This is a genomic window from Rhizobium sp. BK529, assembly GCF_014194105.1.
Classification (GTDB): Bacteria; Pseudomonadota; Alphaproteobacteria; order Rhizobiales; family Rhizobiaceae; genus Rhizobium.
Genome location: NZ_JACIAU010000001.1, coordinates 2,038,952 through 2,057,956, shown reverse-complemented (window position 1 = coordinate 2,057,956; position 19,005 = coordinate 2,038,952). Strand labels below are relative to the sequence as shown.

Here is a 19,005-nt window from a genome sequence, read left to right as displayed (position 1 = left end):
TGAGAAACAGCTTGCCTTAGCGCAGGCTGGATGGGTTCTGCGGCGTGCCGCCGGCACCGCCACCGAAGAGGCTCTTGGCCGCATTTGCTGCACTGCCGCCAGACAGCATCTGCTGCAGGAAGGTGAGTTCGCGCCCGCCAGTCGGCGTAACGCGCGAAATCGTGTCAAACACCTTGCCGTCCTTCAGGGTGTAGTTGGCGCGGCGGGTGACGACGCCGTCCTTATCGAAATAGATGGCGAGAATGCTTTGGTCGGTGACGCGCAGCTTCTGGAATGCCATCGAGCGCTGACGGCGCTGCGAGATATAATAGAAGACTTCCCCGTCAAATGTTGCCGTGGTCGAGGGCGTACCGAGCGACAGCAGCACTTGCTCACGGCTGGATCCTTCAGGCACCAGCGCCAACGACTGCTCGTCGACGATATAGCCGCCGTTCAGTACGGTGCTCGTCTGGCAGCTGGAGAGGGCGGTGGCGGAGGCGATGATGATGGCAATGGCCGCATTGCTGAAGAATTTCTTATCAGACTTGAAATACCGTTTATTCAACGACATCTACTCCCTTGAGTATCGATAGCAGCCATTCCAAACACTGCGTGCTCCCTCCTGCAAAACCATTGTGGCCATTCCGGGGTCGAATTCTCCCGATCTGCCTCGTCGTGCACCGGAGCGCACCTGTCCCGAAACCGGCCACGAACAGCATTGCAATTCGCGCCTGCTTCGGTAAACCAGCTTTCGAAATCATGCAACAAGGCCCGGCGTCGCTCGGTGCCAAGAATGAGGCATTTCCGGAAAAAACAAATGATCTTCGGGCTCTTCGGTAAGAGAAACAGCAATCAGGCGATCGTCGATCGGCAATATGCAACGCTGACGGCTGCCGCCCGCATGCCGGAGCTTTATGAGCGCCTGAATGTGCCCGACACCGTCATGGGCCGCTTCGAGATGCTGTCGATCGTCATGATTCTGTATTTCCGCCGCACCCGCACATCCGGGACGAGTGGCCAGGAAATCGCCCAGGAAATCGTCGACGCATTTTTCCAGGATATCGACTATTCGATTCGTGAACTCGGCATCGGCGACAACAGCGTGCCGAAGCGCATGAAGAAGCTTGCGGGCATGTTTTACGGCCGGCTGGAAGCCTATTCGAAGGCGATGGATGCAGGCGATGCTGTCACTCTTTCCGCAGCCCTTCAGCGCAATATCTATCCGGGAGCGGCTGAGCCTGCCGACATGACCGGGCTGGCACAATGGATGTTGGCGGCAGAGGTCCACTTGTCGGCCATTGCAGAAGAAGCGATCGCTACCGGCTCGGCGACGATTCCTGAGGTCGCCTGAGGAGTAGAATCATGAAGAAAGATCTGAACGCGATTCCCTTTTCCTACCCGGTCAAGGTCGGCCATATCTCCGCCAATCCTGTCGAGGTCCGCGTCACCGCTGACAAAGATGAACTGAAGGCGCTGGCCGAAAGCTGGAATGTCGTGTCGGTGGATAATCTCCATGCCGATCTGCAGATCAACAGGTGGAAACGCGACGGCATACGCGTCAAAGGGCGCGTCCAGGTGAAGATCGTCCAGTCCTGCGTCGTCACGCTCGAGCCGGTCGAATCGGAGATCGACGAGACGTTCGAACAGATATTCGTGCCTGAAAATTCTAAGCTTGCCCGTCATCCCGCCAATGATGCCGGCGAAATGGTACTCGATCCCGACGGTCCCGACCTGCCGGAAACCTTTACCGGCGATACGATCGACGCCGGCGAGATTGTCGCGGAATTCGCGGCACTCGCTATTGATCCTTATCCGCGCAAGGAAGGCGTGGAGTTCCAAGCGCATATCGAAGATACGGGCGAAAATGACGGAAAGCCCTCTGCATTCGCTGCGCTCAAGGATTGGAAAAAGGACTGAAGCCTCTCTGGCATTTGATATAATTCAGTTGTAAGCGACGCCAAAACCGGTATTTTGGCCGAAATTTCGCCCCCTCAGGCGAAAAAAAAGGATCAGGGACGCGTGATCAAAATATCTCTCGACCTCATGGGTGGCGACTTTGGTCCCCAGGTTGTCATCCCCGGCGCTGCCAAGGCGCTGGACAGGCATCCGGATATTTCCTTCGTCTTTTACGGTATCAAGGAACAGTGCGACCCGGTTCTGGCGAAGTTTCCCAAGGTGAGGGAAAGATCTGTCTTTCACGATTGCGAGCTTGCCGTCAGCATGGAGGAGAAGCCGAGCCAGGCGCTTCGCCGCGGCCGCTATGTCTCCACCATGTGGCGCACCATCGAAGCAGTGAAGTCGGGCGAGGCCGATGTCGCCGTTTCTGCCGGCAATACCGGCGCGCTTATGGCGATGGCCAAGTTCTGTCTGCGCACGATGGCCAATATCGAACGCCCAGCAATCGCCGCCATTTGGCCGACGATAAAGGGCGAGAGCATCGTGCTCGATGTCGGTGCCACGATCGGTGCCGATTCCCAGCAGTTGATGGATTTCGCCCTCATGGGTGGCGCCATGGCGCGCGCGCTTTTTGAACTGGAACGCCCGACCGTCGGCCTGCTGAATGTCGGCGTCGAGGAAATCAAGGGCCAGGAAGAGGTCAAGGAAGCCGGTCGCCTGCTGCGCGAAGCCAATCTCGATTCGCTCGAATATTTCGGCTTCGTCGAAGGTGACGATCTCGGCAAAGGCACAGTCGACGTGGTGGTGACGGAAGGTTTCTCCGGCAATATCGCGCTGAAGGCGGCCGAAGGTACGGCACGCCAGATCGGCGCCTATCTGCGCGCCGCCATGTCGCGCACGCTGCTTGCCCGCATCGGCTATCTTTTCGCCAAGAGCGCCTTCGACATGCTGCGTGAGAAGCTCGATCCGAGTAAGGTGAATGGCGGCGTGTTTCTCGGGCTCAATGGCATTGTCATCAAGAGCCATGGTGGGGCGAATGCCGAAGGCATCGCCGCGGCTATCGAAGTCGGTTATGACATGGCCAAGAATGGCCTGACCCAGAAAATAGAAAACGATCTCAAGAAATATCATGCCAAGCGGCTGCCCCCGATGGGGCCGGAAGCCGCGTGAGCAACGGGGTTCAAGCAATATGATCCGATCAGTGGTTCGTGGTTTCGGGGCAGCGCTGCCGAAACGCGTGATGACCAATCGCGAAATGGAAGGTATCGTCGATACGTCGGACGAATGGATCGTCCAGCGCACCGGCATCCGGCAGCGCTACATTGCCGGTGACGACGAAACCACGGCGTCGCTCGGCGAGGCGGCAGCGCGTGCCGCGCTGGCAAACGGCGGTCTGACGCCTGATGATATCGATGTGATCATCTGTGCGACCTCTACGCCTGACAACACCTTCCCGGCGACATCAGTCAACATCCAGAACCGTCTCGGCATGGCACATGGCTTTGCCTTTGACGTTCAGGCAGTTTGCACCGGCTTCGTTTATGCGGTTACCACCGCTGACGCCTATATACGCGGCGGGCTCGCCAAGCGCGTGCTCGTGATCGGCGCCGAGACCTTCTCCCGCATCCTCGATTGGAATGACCGCACGACTTGCGTGCTTTTCGGCGACGGCGCTGGTGCGATCGTGCTGGAAGCAGCCGAAGGCGAGGGAACGACGGCTGACCGCGGCGTGCTGACCGCGCATCTGCGTTCCGATGGCTCTCACAAGGACAAGCTCTTTGTTGATGGCGGTCCGTCCTCGACGGGTACGGTCGGCAAGTTGCGCATGGAAGGCCGCGAGGTCTTCAAATATGCTGTGGGTATGATTACCGACGTTATCCAGGCAGCTTTCGATTCGACCGGAACGACATCAGAGGATCTCGACTGGCTGGTCCCCCACCAGGCTAATCGCCGCATCATCGACGGTTCGGCAAAAAAACTGAACATTGCCCTGGAAAAGGTTGTCGTTACTGTCGATCTTCACGGCAACACGTCCGCAGCCTCTATTCCGTTGGCACTTGCGACGGCTGCCGGCGACGGACGCATCAAGAAGGGCGACCTCGTGATGTTGGAAGCGATGGGCGGTGGTTTCACCTGGGGCGCAGTTTTGCTGCGCTGGTAGGCACGAATCCTAAAAAACTGGCGGCGAACAAGAGCTTGACCGTAAGGCACAAGACAAATACTCTTCGGGCGCTTTCAAAAAATATCTTCTATTTGGCGGGGAAACCATGACCGGAAAGACAGTGACGCGAGCAGACCTGGCGGAATCCGTTTTTCGAAAGGTCGGTCTCTCCCGGACAGAATCTGCTGAGCTCGTCGAAACGGTTATCGACGAGATCTGCAACGCCATCGTGCGCGGCGAGACCGTCAAACTCTCATCCTTCGCAACCTTCCAGGTGCGCGACAAGAACGAGCGCATCGGCCGTAACCCGAAGACCGGCGAGGAAGTTCCGATTTCGCCCCGCCGCGTCATGACCTTCAAGGCCTCGAATGTGCTTAAGACGCGCATTCTCAAGTCCCACCTTGCCCGTAAGGGCAAAGCCAAGCCGCAAAACCCGGCTGCCTGATCATCTTCTTCCCGTTGAACGGAATTTTTTGCCGCATAGCTCCTCCGGCTGTGTGCAACGCGAAGACGTGACTTGAATTCGCGGCTCCAAACCGTTGAAATATGATGAGTCGCCGTTTGGATCGATCCGCGAGGTCGCGTAGCAGTATGACGTTGGACAAGAGCCCGGATGCCTTTCGCACCATCAGCGAAGTTGCTGATGATCTCGACCTGCCGCAGCATGTGCTGCGCTTTTGGGAAACCCGCTTTCCGCAGATAAAGCCGATGAAACGTGGCGGCGGCAGGCGTTATTACCGGCCGGAAGATGTCGATCTTTTGAAGGGCATTCGCCATCTTCTCTACGATCATGGTTATACGATCAAGGGCGTGCAGAAGCTCTTGAAGACAAACGGCAACAAGTTTGTCGTCGCGGTCGGTCATGGCGATCTGGCGAGCGTCGAAGCGCTTGCCGCCAACGTCAACGATACGGTCGCAGGTGAACCGCGCATCGCTATGGCGGAAGAGGACCAGATCGTCGGCCGCGCCAAACCGCCGATCACGCGCCGCTTCTTCAATTTCGTCAGCGGCGAGGATGATCAGCCGGAAATCTCGATTGGCAAGTCGAGCGTCGGCAAGGAGGATCGTGCGCTTCTCCAGGAAGCGCTTTACGATCTCCTGGAATGCAAGCGCCTGCTCGATCAGGTGCGCTAAGGCATGTCGCGCAGAATGCGCAGCGGGTTTGCGGTTAAGGACATGCGTGAAACAGGAACCTAAAGCGTGAAGCGAATCTCAACGATCGAGTTTCACCTTAGATCTGCAAATCTTCAGCACTTTTTCGAGTTCGGAGCTCGTCGCAAAGACATGGGACTTGCCAGACGCTTCAAGCAGTTGCGACCGGTAGCGAACCGGCGTTATGCGAGGATAGCCGCGTCGAATTTCTCGTTCCGGGCCGCATCGACACCTGCTCTGGGAAATGGCGATGAGGCGGGAAAGGCCTCATCGCCTTGCCGAAAGCCCTATTCCAGAACCTGAATGATACGGTGCGTCTGCGGCTCGACAATCACGCGGCGTTGGTTGATGACCGTATAGGCGTAGCCATCCGCGTCGGGGACGGGATGGACTTCCACGGTATCGGGAAGCGTGGCGCCGACGGTAATGTCGCCGTCATAGACGACGGAGGGAGTGTTCTGCTCCATCACGTAGGTGCGTACTTCCCCCGGAAGCACAACGGTCGAACCGGTCTGGGCCGGGTCGGTAACGATGACGCTGCTCTGCGCGAAGGCGGAGCTTGCGGTCAGCATGAGGGCGGCCGCGGCCAGCATGGTCTTGCGCATGGATATTCTCCTTTTCCTACCCAGCCATCAGAAAGAACGCCAGCCATGCTTCATAGTTCCTGCGTGGCGGTGCCCCACTTGCAATCGGTCTGATCGTCCGGCGAGCTTGATCCTTCTCGCCTCAGCGGGGGCGCCTCACATTCCCATATCCTCCGAGGAGCGAAGCAAGCCGGACAAGATCGAGACCTCATCCGCGGAGGTGGGGCATCGCGGATTTTTCTAGGTACGACTATGGGTAAGGTGTTGACCATTTGTTAACCATGGGCATCGTTTGTTCATGATGAACGACATCGGGGTTGTTGATTCGCAAATTCGTCGCTCTCTGTCCCTTCAGGCGGAGATTAAAAATACGATAGCAACGGCCAGGATATGCATTTTCTGAAGACGATATCGCTGGTGGCAGTTGCGGCCATGATGACTGGCTGCACGTCGACAGGGGGAGTGCGTCGGCCTGCCGGGCCTGAGACTGTGGAGCCGGAAAAGGCGTTGGTCCTGCCGCCTCCAGGAGGGCCGTCGATCGTCAGCGTCGTTGAGCGAAAACGCGGAAATGGTGTGGAACAGACGATATCGCTCTTCACCTCTTCATCGGTTCAAGGCCAGAATTTCTTAAAGGCGCAATTTCTCGGCGCGACCGGTGCCAATCCCGGCGCCGGCAACGATACCTATAGGATGATCCGGGAAGGGGATATTGCCCGCGAGATGGCGCGTTCGGTCCCCGGCGTTCCGATGGCAACATCAGCTACCTTCCTTCAAAATAGTTACGGTCCCTTTGGCTATGCTTCTGGCCGCAGCCGCGCCGGTGATACCTGCGTCTATGCTTGGCAGCAGATTCGCTCCAGCCAGTCAGCCCACACGCAAGCGCGCAACTTCGGCATGATCCAGATTCGTCTGCGCCTCTGCGATGCCCGCGCCACCGAGCGCCAGCTTCTCGGTATCGTCTACGGCTATACCGTCACCGGTACTTTCGATGGCGATATCTGGAATCCCTATGGCGCTCCGCCGCCGGCCAATCCAACGCTCGGTCAGACCGGCGCGCCAATTTATCCCGACGAGGGCGGTTATCGCCCGAATACCATGCCGATCGGTTATGAGCCTGCTCCGGCCGTGGTTCGCCAGCAGCGGACCGTGGCCGTGCGTCGTGTGCAGCCGTATGCCGCAGCAGGGGCGCCAGTGTCGCAAGCACCTGTCGGACCGCGCGTGCCGCTGCCAAATGACGACACGCAGACGAATGCGATAGAACGCTCGTCAGAGGCGCCGGCAATGATCCAACAAACGGCAAGGCCGATCGGTGTGACCGTGCCTTCGCCTGATTGTATAGGTGATGCGGCCATGACGGCCGACTGCCGGGAATAGCAAATAGCCCCAATGCGCGGGAGCGCAGGGCGAGCCATTTCGAAGGAACGTTTATGCGTAAGGCTGGCAGTGTTCTCATATGGGCTTTGGTCTCGCTCTGTGTGATCGCCCTGATCACGCTGCCCGTCAATCTGCAGACCCAGCTCATCGCCAGCATCACCGTCGTCACGCTCATGGCACTCATCAAGGTGTTGAAGTGGGAAGGCACATGGCGTTTGGTGGCGCTCGCCTTCGGTACGTCCATTGTTCTGCGCTATGTCTACTGGCGCACGACCAATACGTTGCCACCTGTCAACCAGCTCGAAAACTTCATTCCCGGCCTGCTGCTCTATCTCGCTGAAATGTACAGCGTGATGATGTTGGCGCTGTCGCTCTTCATCATCGCCACGCCGTTGCCGCCGCGCCCGTCGCGCGCCGCCAAGCTCGAGCGCTTCCCGCATGTCGACGTCTTCGTCCCGTCCTATAACGAAGAGGCCGACCTGCTGGCAAATACCCTCGCCGCCGCCAAGGCGATGGACTACCCGGCCGACAAGCTGCATGTCTGGCTGCTGGATGACGGGGGGACCTTACAGAAGCGAAATTCCGGCAAGCTGATCGAGGCGCAGGCTGCCGCAGCACGCCATCACGAGCTCAAGCAGTTGTGCATCGATCTCGATGTCAATTACCTGACACGCGACCGCAACGAACATGCCAAGGCCGGCAACCTGAATAACGGCATGCAGCACTCGAGCGGAGAGCTGATCGCCGTTTTCGACGCAGATCATGCGCCGGCGCGCGACTTCCTCCTCGAAACCGTCGGTTATTTCGACGACGATCCGAAGCTATTCCTGGTCCAGACGCCGCATTTCTTCATCAATCCGGACCCGCTGGAGCGCAACCTGCGCACGTTCGACAAGATGCCGAGCGAGAACGAAATGTTCTACGGCATCATCCAGCGTGGCCTCGATAAGTGGAACGCCGCCTTCTTCTGCGGTTCGGCGGCAGTCTTGAGCCGCCGCGCGTTGCAATCCACGAACGGCTTCAGCGGTGTCAGCATCACCGAGGATTGCGAGACCGCTCTTGCCCTTCACGGCGCCGGCTGGAACAGCATCTATCTCGACAAACCGCTGATCGCAGGTCTGCAGCCTGCGACTTTCGCAAGCTTCATCGGCCAACGCAGCCGCTGGGCGCAGGGCATGATGCAGATCCTGCGCTTTCGCTTTCCGCTGCTCAAGCGCGGCCTCTCGCTGCCGCAACGCCTCTGCTATATGTCTTCGTCGCTGTTCTGGCTGTTCCCGTTCCCCCGTACGATCTTCCTGTTCGCGCCGCTCTTCTACCTGTTTTTCGATCTTGAGATCTTCACGGCCTCAGGCGGTGAGTTCCTGGCTTATACGCTCGCCTACATGATCGTGAACCTGATGATGCAGAACTATCTCTACGGATCGTTCCGCTGGCCGTGGATTTCCGAACTCTATGAGTATGTGCAGACGGTTCACCTGTTGCCGGCGGTCGTCTCGGTAATGCTCAATCCGCGCAAGCCGACCTTCAAGGTCACCGCCAAGGACGAATCCATCGCCGTCAGCCGCCTGTCGGAAATCAGCAGGCCCTTCTTCGTCATCTTCGCGGTGCAGATCATCGCCGTTGCGATCACCATCTATAAGATTTACGCCGAACCCTATAAGGCCGATGTCACGCTCGTCGTCGGCGGCTGGAATATCATCAACCTGATCCTTGCCGGCTGCGCGCTCGGCGTGGTCTCGGAGCGAGGGGAAAGGGCATCCTCGCGGCGCGTGCGCGTTAATCGTCGCTGTGAATTCGGTGTCGGCGACCAATGGTACACCGCCTCGATCGAGGACGTTTCCGTCCACGGCGCGCGCCTGCACATCTTCAGCAAGCATTTCGATGCGGTGCAGGTTGGAACGCTTGGTGAGATCCGCTTCCGCCCCTATAGCGGCGCCGATCTCGAAACCCTGCCGCTCATCGTCCGCAACATCGAACCGTCGGGCGATATCACCAATGTCGGCTGCCAATATCAGCCCAAGAGCGCGCTGGATCACCGCCTGATCGCCGACCTGATCTTTGCCAATTCGGATCAATGGACGCAGTTCCAGATCTCGCGCCGCCGTAATCCGGGCCTCATCAGAGGCACCATCTGGTTCCTCGGCCTCTCGCTCTATCAGACGAGCCGTGGCCTGGTTTATTTCTTCCGCAGCATGCGGCCGGAGCGTGAGGAGCATCGACAGCAGCAGACGGCAAAGGCGAACGCCGGATGAGAAAGTTCTTCGCTGCCTCCCTTCTTCTGATCGGCACATCGGTTCTCGCTTTTGCGCAGACCGCTCCGTTCGACATGTCCGGTGAGCGCCCGGCGGGTGCGCCGCCGGCAAAGCCGCGCCTGACGCTTCCGACCCAGCCCGCGCAGCCTTCCCGGCCGGCATCGGCCCCCGTTCCCGTCGTTCCGCAGACGATTGCCCCGCAGAGGGTGCAGCCTTCCGCGCCCGCGCAGAGTCAGGCACCTACGACCGCAGCGCCGCCGGTCAGCGTCATTCCCGCAGCCCCTTCGCCTTCACCTCAATCCGCGCCGGCGGTGCCCTCCAACCCGGTCCAGGCCCAGCCGCAGTCGGCCACCCCTGTCGTCCGTCCTGCCGCGGCCGCTCCACAGACCGGCGATTCCAGGCGTTATATCGTGCCTTTCTCCGATCTCGGCCTTGGTGGTGAGTACGACCGCAGGTCATGGTCGATCTATCTGACAAGGGAGCAGGCGGCGGCAAAGGCGCGGTTCACCTTCACCTATCAGAACGCCATCGTCGTCGCTCCCGAAGCATCGCAGCTGACCGTCTTCATCAACAACCGTATCATCGGTCAGCAGCAGGTCGGTTCGCCCGACAGTCCTTCGGCAGTCAGCTTCGATGTTCCTCCGGGTCTCCTCCAACCCGGTGCCAATCTCGTCACCTTCGAGGCTAATCAACGCCACCGCACGGATTGCAGCATCGACTCCACCTATGAGCTCTGGTCGAACATCGATCCGGCCGGCACCTATCTGAGCTTTGCCGGCGGCGATGCCGGCCAGCTTTCCGGCACGGATGCGATCCGCGCCATCGGTGTCGATGGCGCGGGCAAGACGGAATTTGATCTGGTCGTTCCGGCGATGGAGCAACCCGGTACCACCAAACCGCTTCTGCGTCTGACGCAGGGCCTGTCGCTCCTGAGCGGCATGCCGAACCAGGTTTTTGCCTTTAGTGCCGCCTCTCCGCCAGCAGGTGGTCCCGGCAAGATGGCTGTTTTCGTCGGTACCGCCACTGAGTTGCGTCCGATCTTCCCCAGCCTTCCCCAGGGCGCTGAAAGCGCGCCGCTTGCGGCCTTTGTCATTGACCCCCGCAGTGGTTCGCCCGTCCTGTTGATCAGCGGTCCATCCTGGCAGGCGGTTTCGACGGCGATCGATACTATCGTGTCTCCGACCGACCGCGCCCCTGAGGTTCGTCGCGACGTGCTGACTACTCAGCGCTGGACAGCGCCTGACGCGCCGCTTTTCTTTTCTGATGCGAGTATTCCGTTTTCGCAGCTCGGCTTGCGGACCATCGACTTTTCCGGCCGCCGCTTTCGCACCGGCTTCAATATCGGCGTGCCGGCTGACTTTTATGCCAATGCCTATGGTGAGGCGAAAATCCTGCTCGATGCCGCCTATTCCAGCAAGGTACTTCCCGGCAGCCATATCGATGTCTACGTGAACGGCAATATTGCCTCCACCGTGCCGATCGCGACGACCAATGGCGGGATTGTCCGTCAGCTTCCGATCCGCGTGACCATGCGGCATTTCAAGCCTGGGCTGAATTCGATCGCCATAGAAGCAGTTTTGATGACCGATGACGATGCTGCCTGCGTCCCCGGCGCGACCGCGTCGCCTACGCCGCGTTTTGCGCTTTTCGATACGTCTAAATTCCATATGCCGGATTTCGCGCGCGTCGGGCAGCGACCGAACCTCGCGGCCATGGCCGGCACATCCTACCCCTATGGACGCAGTCCAGACCCGACGCCGCTGTTCATCGATCGCACCGATGCCGACACGCTTTCTGCCACTGCGACCCTGCTAGGCCAACTCGCGATCATGGCGGGCCATCCGATCGCGATGGAAACGGTGGCCTCGCCGGGTGTGATAGGGGACCGCAACGCGATTTTTATCGGCTCGATTTCGCAGATGCCGGCAACGGCGCTCACACAGGTCAATGTCGCAACAGCCAGCCAGGCCTCCTGGCGGCCGGTAACGGATTCGCAGCCGACGGAAATCGACAATAGTAAAGCGCTGGAGGAGTGGCGTTCGCGCATCAGCGGCGGTGCGCTGCAGGGGCGCATAGAAGCGCTCCGCGAATGGCTGCGCCGCAGCTTCGACATCACTGCCGGCTCACTGCAGTTCGTACCAAATGCCGAACAAGTATTCACGCCATCGAATGCGGCGTCTCTGATGGTCGCCCAGGGCAAGAGCCCGGCTGGTGGTGGTACGTGGACTGTGGTGACAGCGCCCTCGGCCAAGGACCTGCGCGAGGGGCTGAGTTCCCTGACGGCCCAGATGAACTGGCCGCAGATTGCGGGCCATGTCACCACCTATTCCAGCCTCACCGGCAAGATCGAGAGCGTGCCGGTCACGCGCTTCGATTTCGTGCCCACTGACGGCCTGTCGATTGTTAACTACCGCCTGATCGCGGCTAACTGGCTTTCGACCAATATTCTTTCCTATTCTTTCCTTTTGGTCGTCCTGTCGCTGCTGATTGGTCTCGCCACTTCCAGGATGCTCTTAAAGCTCGGCAGGTCGGAATGAAGGGCTGGGCCACCATATTGCTCGCAGGCACGATGATGTTGGCATCCGCCAGTGAACCAGCCTTTGCTCAGCAGCCGCGGATCAGCGGCGAGGCCTGGACAGCCTACAAGGCGAAATTCCTCGATCCGAGCGGCCGCATCGTCGACAATGGCAACGGCAACATCAGCCATAGCGAAGGCCAGGGCTATGGTCTGCTGCTTGCCTACCTTGCTGCAAGCCCAGCCGATTTCGAGCAGATCTGGTACTTTACCCGCACAGAACTATTGTTGCGCAACGATGGACTTGCGGTCTGGAAATGGGATCCATCCGCCACCCCCCATGTGACTGATAGCAACAATGCTTCCGATGGCGACATACTGATTGCCTATGCGCTTGCGCTGGCTGGCTCCGCCTGGAACCGCGCCGACTATATCACAGCGGCCACCCGCCTGGCGCAGTCGACACTGTCTGAGACCGTGGTCGATTTTGCTGGCCGTACTCTGCTGATGCCCGGTGCGGAAGGCTTTGCTGGCGCGGATCGTGATGATGGTCCCGTTATCAACCCATCCTATTGGATCTATGAAGCGCTTCCCGTCATGGCGGCACTTGCACCTTCCGATCGATGGCAGAAACTCGCCGATGATGGTCTCTCGCTGCTTAAGGCCATGCAGTTCGGCCCGCGCAAGCTGCCCGCCGAATGGGTGAGCTTGAAGCGCCAACCGCAGCCGGCCGAAGGTTTCGACGCGGAGTTCGGCTATAACGCGATCCGGATCCCGCTCTATCTGGTCCGAGGCGGCGTGACCGATGGGGCACTGCTGACGCGCCTCAAGGAAGGCATGGCCGCAAACGGCCTGCCAGCCACCATTGATCTGTCCACCGGGCGGTCGAAGACGGAGCTTTCCGACCCTGGTTATGAAATTATTAACCACGTTGTAGCCTGTGTATTGGACGGAACGAAGCTGCCGGCCGAAGCGCTGCAATTTGCACCTGTCTATTATTATCCATCAACGCTTCAGCTTTTGGGGCTGGCCTATGTCGGGGAGAAGCATCCAGAGTGTTTGTGAAATCTTCTCTCGTGGCAGTCACGACAGTAGCTTTCGTGGCGACGCTCATCACTGGGCTGAAGGACCGCGAAGCATTGCAGGAACGTTTCGGCTTCGGTGGCAGGACGCCCGAGATGATGATGATGGGCCGCATCAAGGGGCCGGACAGCGATCATCAGCCTGTTGACGTGCAGGCCGTTTCGGACCGAATCCAGGCGGCGAGACAGGTTGATTCCTCAGAGCGGACCGAAAGCGTTGCCCAGACGACCCCGCCTCCGGCAAATCCGCCTTCAACGAACCAGACGCCGAGTTCGCCCGTCCAAACAGCACCGGTTCCGGCCGTCCCGCCAGCTACGATATCGACGGCGGCGGACGCCGCTACGACACCCAGTAATCCTCCACAGGCTGGCGCGGCGGAGCAGCCGGTCGTTGATGAAAGTGCCCTTCGTTATTTCGCAACCCGAGGCGACAAGCTCCGCCTGCAGGCGGAAATCTCCCGCCTTCAGGCGCTCTATCCGAACTGGGTGCCGCCTGCCGATCCGCTCGCTATCCCACAAAATGGTGACCGGCAGCTCGAAAACATGTGGCGGCTTTATTCGGAGGGCCGGTACGCCGAGCTGCGCAAGGTGATCGCCGACCGTCAGGCTGGCGAAAACGGTTGGCAACCGCCGGCGGACCTGCTCGATCGCCTCGATGTCGCTGAATCCCGCGCCCGACTGATCAATGCCTCCGATCTCAAGCAATATGCGACGGTCGTCAATATCGCGGCCGAAACGCCGAGCCTGCTGACTTGTGCCGAGATAGATGTGCTCTGGCGTGTCGCCGAAGCTTTTGTTGGCACGAACAGGCAGCAACGCGGGCAGGATGCCTATACCTACATTCTGAAGAATTGCACTGAGCCGGCCGAACGTCTGGCGACGATCCAGAAGGCGGCTGCTCTTCTTCCATACGGTCCGATGCAGGCGCTGCTTTCCCTTGAAAAGCCTGCCGACGCCAGTGGCGCCAGGGAGTTCGACAGCCTGCGTGACGATCTCGCCCGCCGCTTTGTGGCCGATGGTAATGACGACGCTAAGCTTGACGTCGCTCCGGATTATATTTCTCGCGTCGAAAAGCTTGCCGAAGAGCGGCAGCTGCCCTCAGACGCGCTGCTGCTCGGCTGGTATCAGCTTCGCCGCAACAACGACGCGGATGCCGAAAAGTGGTTCCGCATCGCCCACGAGAAGCAAGATTCGGCCGCTGCTTCGCAGGGCCTGGCGCTGGCTCTTATCGCCCGCAAATCTCCGCAGGAAGCGGAAGATGTCATGTATAAATGGCGCGACGATTCCAAGGATGCAACCGCCACTTATCTTGCCGCGACCGCCAATCTGATGGCACTGCAGCCGCCGGCTGATCTGAGCGAGGATGTGCTCGGCCGCATCGCGGCTGCGGTCATCGAGCAGAAATACGTTCCCACGGCCCAGCAGTTCGGCTGGTATGCCCGTTCGTTGAACCAATTCCAGACGGCTGCCCGCTGGTTCGAGACGGGACTACGCTGGAAGCCGGATGACGAACCCTCAGCCTACGGGCTTGCCGTTACCCGCCAGCAGTTGAATGATCGGGCCGGCGTGGCGGAAATCCAGCGTCTCTGGGCTGGTCGTTCGCCGCGTATAGCCACCTTGAACGACGTGTCTGCCGCTTCCCGAACCAACGCTCCATTGCCGGCCCCAGGCCCGGTGGTCGAGCAACCGCCGGCAGCTCAAGCTGCTGCAGCCAAAGCCCAGACTGCGCCGACCGAGAGCGGTCCGGCGCTTCGGCCCCCAGCGCAATTTCAATCTCAGCCCTCGCAAGCGCAGCCGCAGCCAGTTGCACCGGCAAGGTCCGAGCGGGTCATGCAGACCGTTGCGGTCGAGCGCGGCCCGCGCGAGTTTCGAGGCTGCTCCACGACCGTTGATCCCGCCCGCCTCCGCCCCGGCGATGCGCTGGCGCGCGGCTGGTGCCTGATGGACATCAACAGGCCGATGGAGGCGGTGAAGGCTTTCGAGGCTGCGCTGGCAAGTCCAGTGCGTAAGGAACGTGAGGATGCCGCTTACGGCCAGAGCCTCGCCTATTTGCGCGTAGGCCTTTCAAACAACGCTGCGATCGCAGCCACCAAAGCACCTCAGAGCCGCGACCGTGCCTCCGAGCTGCAGGTTGCAATCCTTGCCGATCGCGCGCTTGCCGCCTTCGAAGGCCGCCGCTATCGTGAAGCGCTCATTTATCTCGACCAGCGCGCCCAGTTGCAGCGGGAGCGCGTCGACCTCATGGTGTTGCGCGGCTACAGCTACATGAATCTGAAGATGTATGGCGATGCTACGCGAGTTTTCGAGGCTGCGGCCGCAACCGGCAATCGCGATGCCGCGCGCGGGCTTGCGGATGTGAGGAGCGTCACCCATCCCGAGGTCAACGACTAAAGCGATAGCGATCTTCGCCGCTGCGTTTCCGCTCTTTGTCTGACATGTCCTCATCTCGAAACCGCGCACGTTTGGCGACGTGTTTTAGGTTGACGCCGCTTCCGCTCTCGGTTAGTCGCGGAGGCCCGACGCCCCGCTTCGCAAGGAACATCCTGTGTCCTCATCTCATCGCGTTCTCGGCAAGACCTATGATGCCTTCCTCTTCGATATGGACGGCACGGTGCTGAATTCCATCGCCGTTGTTGAGCGCGTCTGGAGCGAATGGGCTATCCGCCACGGTTTCGAACCTGAAGTCCTTCTCAAGACCATTCATGGCGTTCGCGCAGCCGATGCCATCCGTCAGCTCGGTCTTCCCGGTGTTGATCCGATCGCTGAGGCCAAGCTTCTTCTGAAAGAGGAGATGGAGGATTTCGAGGGCATCATCGAGATTCCAGGTTCCATCAGCTTCTTGAATGGGCTCCCGACCGACCGCTGGGGTATCGTCACCTCCGCGCCCATCGAACTCGCTCGCCGCCGTATGGCGGCCGCGGGTATCCCAATGCCGAAAATGATCGTCAGTGGTGAGGAAGTATCGGCAGGCAAGCCCAGTCCGGAATGTTATCTGCTGGGTGCCAGCCGTCTCGACGTCGATCCGGCTTGCTGCCTGGTCTTCGAGGATGCGGTTGCCGGTATTCTCGCCGGTGAAGCCGCTGGTGCCGATGTTGCCGTCATTACCGAAACCCATACGACGCCCTTCGAGACGCCGCATTTCACGATTTCCAATTATGCCTCCTGGCAGTCGCGTGTGGCGCCGGATGGAAAGCTTGTTTTGTCGGCCCTATAAAGTTGGCGGTGAGGGGGCAGAATTTATAGCCGACACCCGACATGGATCTGCCCGCTGGATGGATTCGGTCCGGTGGTAGGACAAAGACCGGCAAGGCTCAGAGCCTGATGCGATTGCCCAGATTGTCGATCATCTGCAGCACCTTGCCATCCGTCTTGATGGTGATGCAGTCCGTCTGCTTGTTGGGGAAAAGAACGCAGATCTGGCCATTCGAAATCTTGTAGCCGTTCGGATTGCCCTTGCGGTATTCATACCCGTTCGGGGCCCTCTGCAGGTCGCTGGCGCCCTTCAGGAGCTGACGGATCTCATTTTCCCTGGCGTTTCGGAACTGGACGTTTTCTGCCAATGCGATATGCGAGGACGCCAGCGTCACGATCACGCCGATGAGAAGTGAGCGGCTTGGCAGCATATGGTAAACTCCAGGCAACGGTAACGGTCTGCAGGAAATCGAAGAGAGTAAAATGATCAGGGTTGCGCTTGCCCTAGCTTTAGCAATGCTTGCCGGTAATGCAATGGTTGTCGATCCGACAAATCCGCGCGTCGATCGCCAAAACCGCCAGGATTGCCGCCGCTTTCCTGAGCGCTGCGCCGGCGACGACCGCAACCGCAATCGTCGCGATTATTATCGTGACAACATGCGCCAAGGCTCCGGTCAATACATCTACCGCGGCCAGCGTCGCATATGGACGGATGAATCACGCTGAGGGCAGCGCCGATGCACGCCTTCCCGATCTCTGCTAGGCAATCGATCGCGACTTTGATGAGCCTGTCACTCGTCAAAGACCGAAGGGAAAGGTTTCCTGACTGCCTCCGGCAGCTTTTTGCCGGTAGAGCGGCGTCAAGGCATGGGTCTCGTCGAACCACAGGAAGGCGTCGTATTGCTGGGGCAGGGAGGTCAGCATGTAGTGGCTCAGGCGTTCGGTTTCCGGCCTGTAGATGACACCGATGAAACGTTGAAGCCGTCGATCGATAAGTCCTGCATGGAGATCCTGGTTGCGGTCGAAATCGAGGAAAAACCGTTCCTTTCCGACTTGATGACACAGATCCTCGTAACTGTCCGCAAGTGCCGGATTGATCTTCTTCTTCTCGGCCAGCCCGTCCCAGTTGCTTGCCGCCAGAACTTCGCCGGAATGTGTGCCGCAGCCGATGAGGCTGGTCATGCCGTCTAAACGCTGCCGGCAGAGCTGGCCGAGATTGAGTTCATCACGCGCGGCGGACATCTCGGTAAAGCGCGCGTCACCGATATGAGAATTGTGCGCCCACACGATCATTTTGGCGTCCGGCCCATGGAAATCGAGGAGATGCTCGATGGTTTCGGCCATGTAGGTGTCACGCAGGTTCCAGGCTTTAGAGCCGCCATAATACATGATGCGGTAATATCGCTCTGCCGCTGCCAAAAGCCTTGCTGACTGTGTCGCGTCAAGAAAACCATCATCATCGCTATCACTCTCGCCGAGAGACCTGGTTAGAAGCTCTTGGCATTGTTGCGCTACGGCCTCCTCGCAGGATTTATAGGCGTCGGTCAGAATCGCGCGCCCATAGGTCACAGGATTGTTCTGCCAGGGGCTGAGGCAGCCATAGCGTTCACGGGCGACCACGGCGGCATCAGGACTGACGCGATCGAGATAATCGATCACCATGCGGATGGACTCCGTCATGTTGTAGAGGTCGAGCCCATAAAAGCGGATGGCATCCACTCGCGATGCCTGCCGCCGGGCGTTTTCCGCACGCATCCACCGAACGAACTCGACGAATTCCGCATTGTGCCACATCCAGGCGGGGAAACGTTCGAAGGAGCGGCCCTGCGGAAAATCTCGCCCGGTAATCAGCCGATCGACGGCTGCTGCATCCGGCCAATCAGCTTCGACCGCGATCAGGTCGAAGCCGTGGCGCTCGATCAGATGCCGGCTGATGGCGGCGCGCGCATGGTAGAATTCGGCCGTGCCATGGGTAGATTCACCGAGAAGGACGACCCGGCTGTCGGCAAAGCGATCGAAGAGCCGTGTGAAGCTTTCGTCATCAACTGACGAAAATGTCTCGGCGGTGTCTGAGATCAGTTGCGCGGGCGTTCTTTCGGTCCGCGCGGCAGGGGTATAGAGCGGATGCGCCGCCGTCCACGCATCCTCGCCGATCAGTGGAACAAAGAGTACGCCACCAAGATCTTCTTCTTCGAATGCGTCCGCGCTGATGCGAGTAATGCGCTTGAGACGCTGCTGGTCGTTGCGGCCGACGGGGATGATCAATCGTCCACCAAGATCGAGCTGTTCTTTCAAAGAGGGGGGTACCTCCGGCGCCCCGGCCGAGACGATGATTGCGTCGAAAGGAGCTGCCTTGAGCCATCCCTTGCTGCCATCGCCGATGCGAACGTCGATATTGCTGTAACCAAGCCGGGCAAAACGTTCTCGCGCCTGTTGGGCAAGCGCTTCATGTCGTTCGAGAGTGTAGACATGTCTTGCTATGCGGCTGACGACTGCGGCCGCATAACCGGAGCCGGTGCCGACTTCGAGCACCTTGTCTCCCGCATCGAGATCGGCCTTCTCGATCATCAGCGCAACAATGAAAGGCTGCGAGATCGTCTGGCCCTGGCCGATTGAAAGCGGCGCGTCTTCATAGGCGAATTCTTCGAAGCCGGGATCTACGAACATCTCCCGCGGTACGATGCGCATTGCGCGGGCGACGGTTTTGTCCCGAATACCGCGGCGGATAAGATGCTGCTCCACCATGCGGTCGCGGTCGCGGATTAGGTTCATGAGAGACCTCCTGTATCCGGCAAGTCTGCGTGGAATCCTCAGATGG

16 protein-coding genes and 1 pseudogene are annotated in these 19,005 nt (G+C 59.5%); 13 read left to right on the top strand and 4 right to left on the bottom strand.

The genetic code is table 11. The features are described 5' to 3' along the window. Positions 1–16: 16 nt before the first annotated feature. Positions 17–550 carry an outer membrane protein assembly factor BamE gene (locus FHX08_RS10480; RefSeq protein ID WP_132651116.1) on the bottom strand — a complete coding sequence of 178 codons (534 nt, stop codon included), beginning with the start codon at positions 548–550 and terminating at the stop codon, positions 17–19. A 188-nt stretch (positions 551–738) separates the two neighbouring features. Between FHX08_RS10480 and FHX08_RS10475 the strand changes: the two are divergent. From FHX08_RS10475 to FHX08_RS10450, 6 genes and pseudogenes are all read left to right on the top strand, one after another. After that, positions 739–1,330 (top strand): annotated as a pseudogene (locus tag FHX08_RS10475) (ubiquinol-cytochrome C chaperone family protein). Between the two features lie 11 nt (positions 1,331–1,341). Beyond that, positions 1,342–1,896 (top strand): YceD family protein, encoded by a 555-nt coding sequence (locus FHX08_RS10470; protein ID WP_132651118.1) that lies wholly within the window; start codon positions 1,342–1,344, stop codon positions 1,894–1,896. Positions 1,897–1,998: 102 nt separating this feature from the next. After that, positions 1,999–3,045, top strand: a complete 1,047-nt coding sequence (plsX, locus tag FHX08_RS10465) for a phosphate acyltransferase PlsX (protein WP_132651119.1) — start codon at positions 1,999–2,001, stop codon at positions 3,043–3,045. A 19-nt stretch (positions 3,046–3,064) separates the two neighbouring features. Then, a complete protein-coding gene (locus FHX08_RS10460; RefSeq protein ID WP_132651120.1) occupies positions 3,065–4,036 on the top strand; it encodes a beta-ketoacyl-ACP synthase III in 972 nt (323 codons plus the stop codon). Between the two features lie 106 nt (positions 4,037–4,142). After that, positions 4,143–4,481, top strand: a complete 339-nt coding sequence (locus FHX08_RS10455; RefSeq protein ID WP_132651121.1) for an integration host factor subunit alpha — start codon at positions 4,143–4,145, stop codon at positions 4,479–4,481. Positions 4,482–4,627: 146 nt separating this feature from the next. Continuing rightward, a complete protein-coding gene (locus FHX08_RS10450; RefSeq protein ID WP_132651122.1) occupies positions 4,628–5,170 on the top strand; it encodes a MerR family transcriptional regulator in 543 nt (180 codons plus the stop codon). 305 nt (positions 5,171–5,475) lie between these two features. Here FHX08_RS10450 and FHX08_RS10445 read toward each other — a convergent pair whose 3' ends face one another. Further along, positions 5,476–5,793 (bottom strand): DUF1236 domain-containing protein, encoded by a 318-nt coding sequence (locus FHX08_RS10445; RefSeq protein WP_132651123.1) that lies wholly within the window; start codon positions 5,791–5,793, stop codon positions 5,476–5,478. Between the two features lie 369 nt (positions 5,794–6,162). Here FHX08_RS10445 and bcsN point away from each other — a divergent pair, with 369 nt between their 5' ends. The 6 genes from bcsN (at position 6,163) to FHX08_RS10415 (ending at position 16,209) form a co-directional block, all read left to right on the top strand. Next, entirely contained in the window at positions 6,163–7,146 is a 984-nt protein-coding gene (gene bcsN, locus FHX08_RS10440) for a cellulose biosynthesis protein BcsN (RefSeq protein WP_184327172.1), read from the top strand. A gap of 53 nt (positions 7,147–7,199) precedes the next feature. Continuing rightward, positions 7,200–9,398 carry a UDP-forming cellulose synthase catalytic subunit gene (gene bcsA, locus FHX08_RS10435; RefSeq protein WP_132651125.1) on the top strand — a complete coding sequence of 733 codons (2,199 nt, stop codon included), beginning with the start codon at positions 7,200–7,202 and terminating at the stop codon, positions 9,396–9,398. Continuing rightward, a complete protein-coding gene (locus FHX08_RS10430; protein WP_132651126.1) occupies positions 9,395–11,935 on the top strand; it encodes a cellulose biosynthesis cyclic di-GMP-binding regulatory protein BcsB in 2,541 nt (846 codons plus the stop codon). The genes bcsA and FHX08_RS10430 overlap by 4 nt, the downstream gene beginning before the upstream one ends. Next, positions 11,932–12,978 (top strand): glycosyl hydrolase family 8, encoded by a 1,047-nt coding sequence (locus FHX08_RS10425; protein WP_132651127.1) that lies wholly within the window; start codon positions 11,932–11,934, stop codon positions 12,976–12,978. Before FHX08_RS10430 ends, FHX08_RS10425 begins: the two co-directional genes overlap by 4 nt. Then, on the top strand, positions 12,975–15,386 hold the full coding sequence (locus FHX08_RS10420) for a cellulose synthase (RefSeq protein ID WP_184327374.1): 2,412 nt from the start codon (positions 12,975–12,977) through the stop codon (positions 15,384–15,386). The genes FHX08_RS10425 and FHX08_RS10420 overlap by 4 nt, the downstream gene beginning before the upstream one ends. A 154-nt stretch (positions 15,387–15,540) precedes the next feature. After that, positions 15,541–16,209, top strand: a complete 669-nt coding sequence (locus FHX08_RS10415; RefSeq protein ID WP_132651128.1) for an HAD family hydrolase — start codon at positions 15,541–15,543, stop codon at positions 16,207–16,209. A gap of 97 nt (positions 16,210–16,306) precedes the next feature. Here the strand turns inward: FHX08_RS10415 and FHX08_RS10410 are convergent, their stop codons facing one another. Next, the gene (locus FHX08_RS10410) at positions 16,307–16,618 is read right to left on the bottom strand and encodes a hypothetical protein (RefSeq protein WP_132651129.1); all 312 of its coding nucleotides are present in this window, start codon (positions 16,616–16,618) and stop codon (positions 16,307–16,309) included. Between the two features lie 52 nt (positions 16,619–16,670). On the opposite strand from FHX08_RS10410, the gene FHX08_RS10405 reads away from it, so the two are divergent. Beyond that, on the top strand, positions 16,671–16,913 hold the full coding sequence (locus FHX08_RS10405; protein WP_184327171.1) for a hypothetical protein: 243 nt from the start codon (positions 16,671–16,673) through the stop codon (positions 16,911–16,913). Between the two features lie 72 nt (positions 16,914–16,985). On the opposite strand, the gene FHX08_RS10400 is transcribed toward FHX08_RS10405, so the two are convergent. Then, a complete protein-coding gene (locus FHX08_RS10400) occupies positions 16,986–18,959 on the bottom strand; it encodes a protein-L-isoaspartate(D-aspartate) O-methyltransferase (protein WP_132651131.1) in 1,974 nt (657 codons plus the stop codon). Positions 18,960–19,005 lie beyond the last annotated feature (46 nt).

What these genes read in the sequence shown, in the direction of transcription:
- FHX08_RS10405 (WP_184327171.1), top strand. Translation starts at nt 16,671, where the DNA reads ATGATCAGGGTTGCGCTTGCCCTAGCTTTAGCAATGCTTGCCGGTAAT.
- FHX08_RS10455 (WP_132651121.1), top strand. Translation starts at nt 4,143, where the DNA reads ATGACCGGAAAGACAGTGACGCGAGCAGACCTGGCGGAATCCGTTTTT.
- FHX08_RS10410 (WP_132651129.1), bottom strand. Translation starts at nt 16,618, where the DNA reads ATGCTGCCAAGCCGCTCACTTCTCATCGGCGTGATCGTGACGCTGGCG.
- FHX08_RS10470 (WP_132651118.1), top strand. Translation starts at nt 1,342, where the DNA reads ATGAAGAAAGATCTGAACGCGATTCCCTTTTCCTACCCGGTCAAGGTC.
- FHX08_RS10480 (WP_132651116.1), bottom strand. Translation starts at nt 550, where the DNA reads ATGTCGTTGAATAAACGGTATTTCAAGTCTGATAAGAAATTCTTCAGC.
- FHX08_RS10460 (WP_132651120.1), top strand. Translation starts at nt 3,065, where the DNA reads ATGATCCGATCAGTGGTTCGTGGTTTCGGGGCAGCGCTGCCGAAACGC.
- bcsN (WP_184327172.1), top strand. Translation starts at nt 6,163, where the DNA reads ATGCATTTTCTGAAGACGATATCGCTGGTGGCAGTTGCGGCCATGATG.
- FHX08_RS10425 (WP_132651127.1), top strand. Translation starts at nt 11,932, where the DNA reads ATGAAGGGCTGGGCCACCATATTGCTCGCAGGCACGATGATGTTGGCA.
- FHX08_RS10430 (WP_132651126.1), top strand. Translation starts at nt 9,395, where the DNA reads ATGAGAAAGTTCTTCGCTGCCTCCCTTCTTCTGATCGGCACATCGGTT.
- bcsA (WP_132651125.1), top strand. Translation starts at nt 7,200, where the DNA reads ATGCGTAAGGCTGGCAGTGTTCTCATATGGGCTTTGGTCTCGCTCTGT.
- FHX08_RS10450 (WP_132651122.1), top strand. Translation starts at nt 4,628, where the DNA reads ATGACGTTGGACAAGAGCCCGGATGCCTTTCGCACCATCAGCGAAGTT.
- FHX08_RS10445 (WP_132651123.1), bottom strand. Translation starts at nt 5,793, where the DNA reads ATGCGCAAGACCATGCTGGCCGCGGCCGCCCTCATGCTGACCGCAAGC.
- FHX08_RS10400 (WP_132651131.1), bottom strand. Translation starts at nt 18,959, where the DNA reads ATGAACCTAATCCGCGACCGCGACCGCATGGTGGAGCAGCATCTTATC.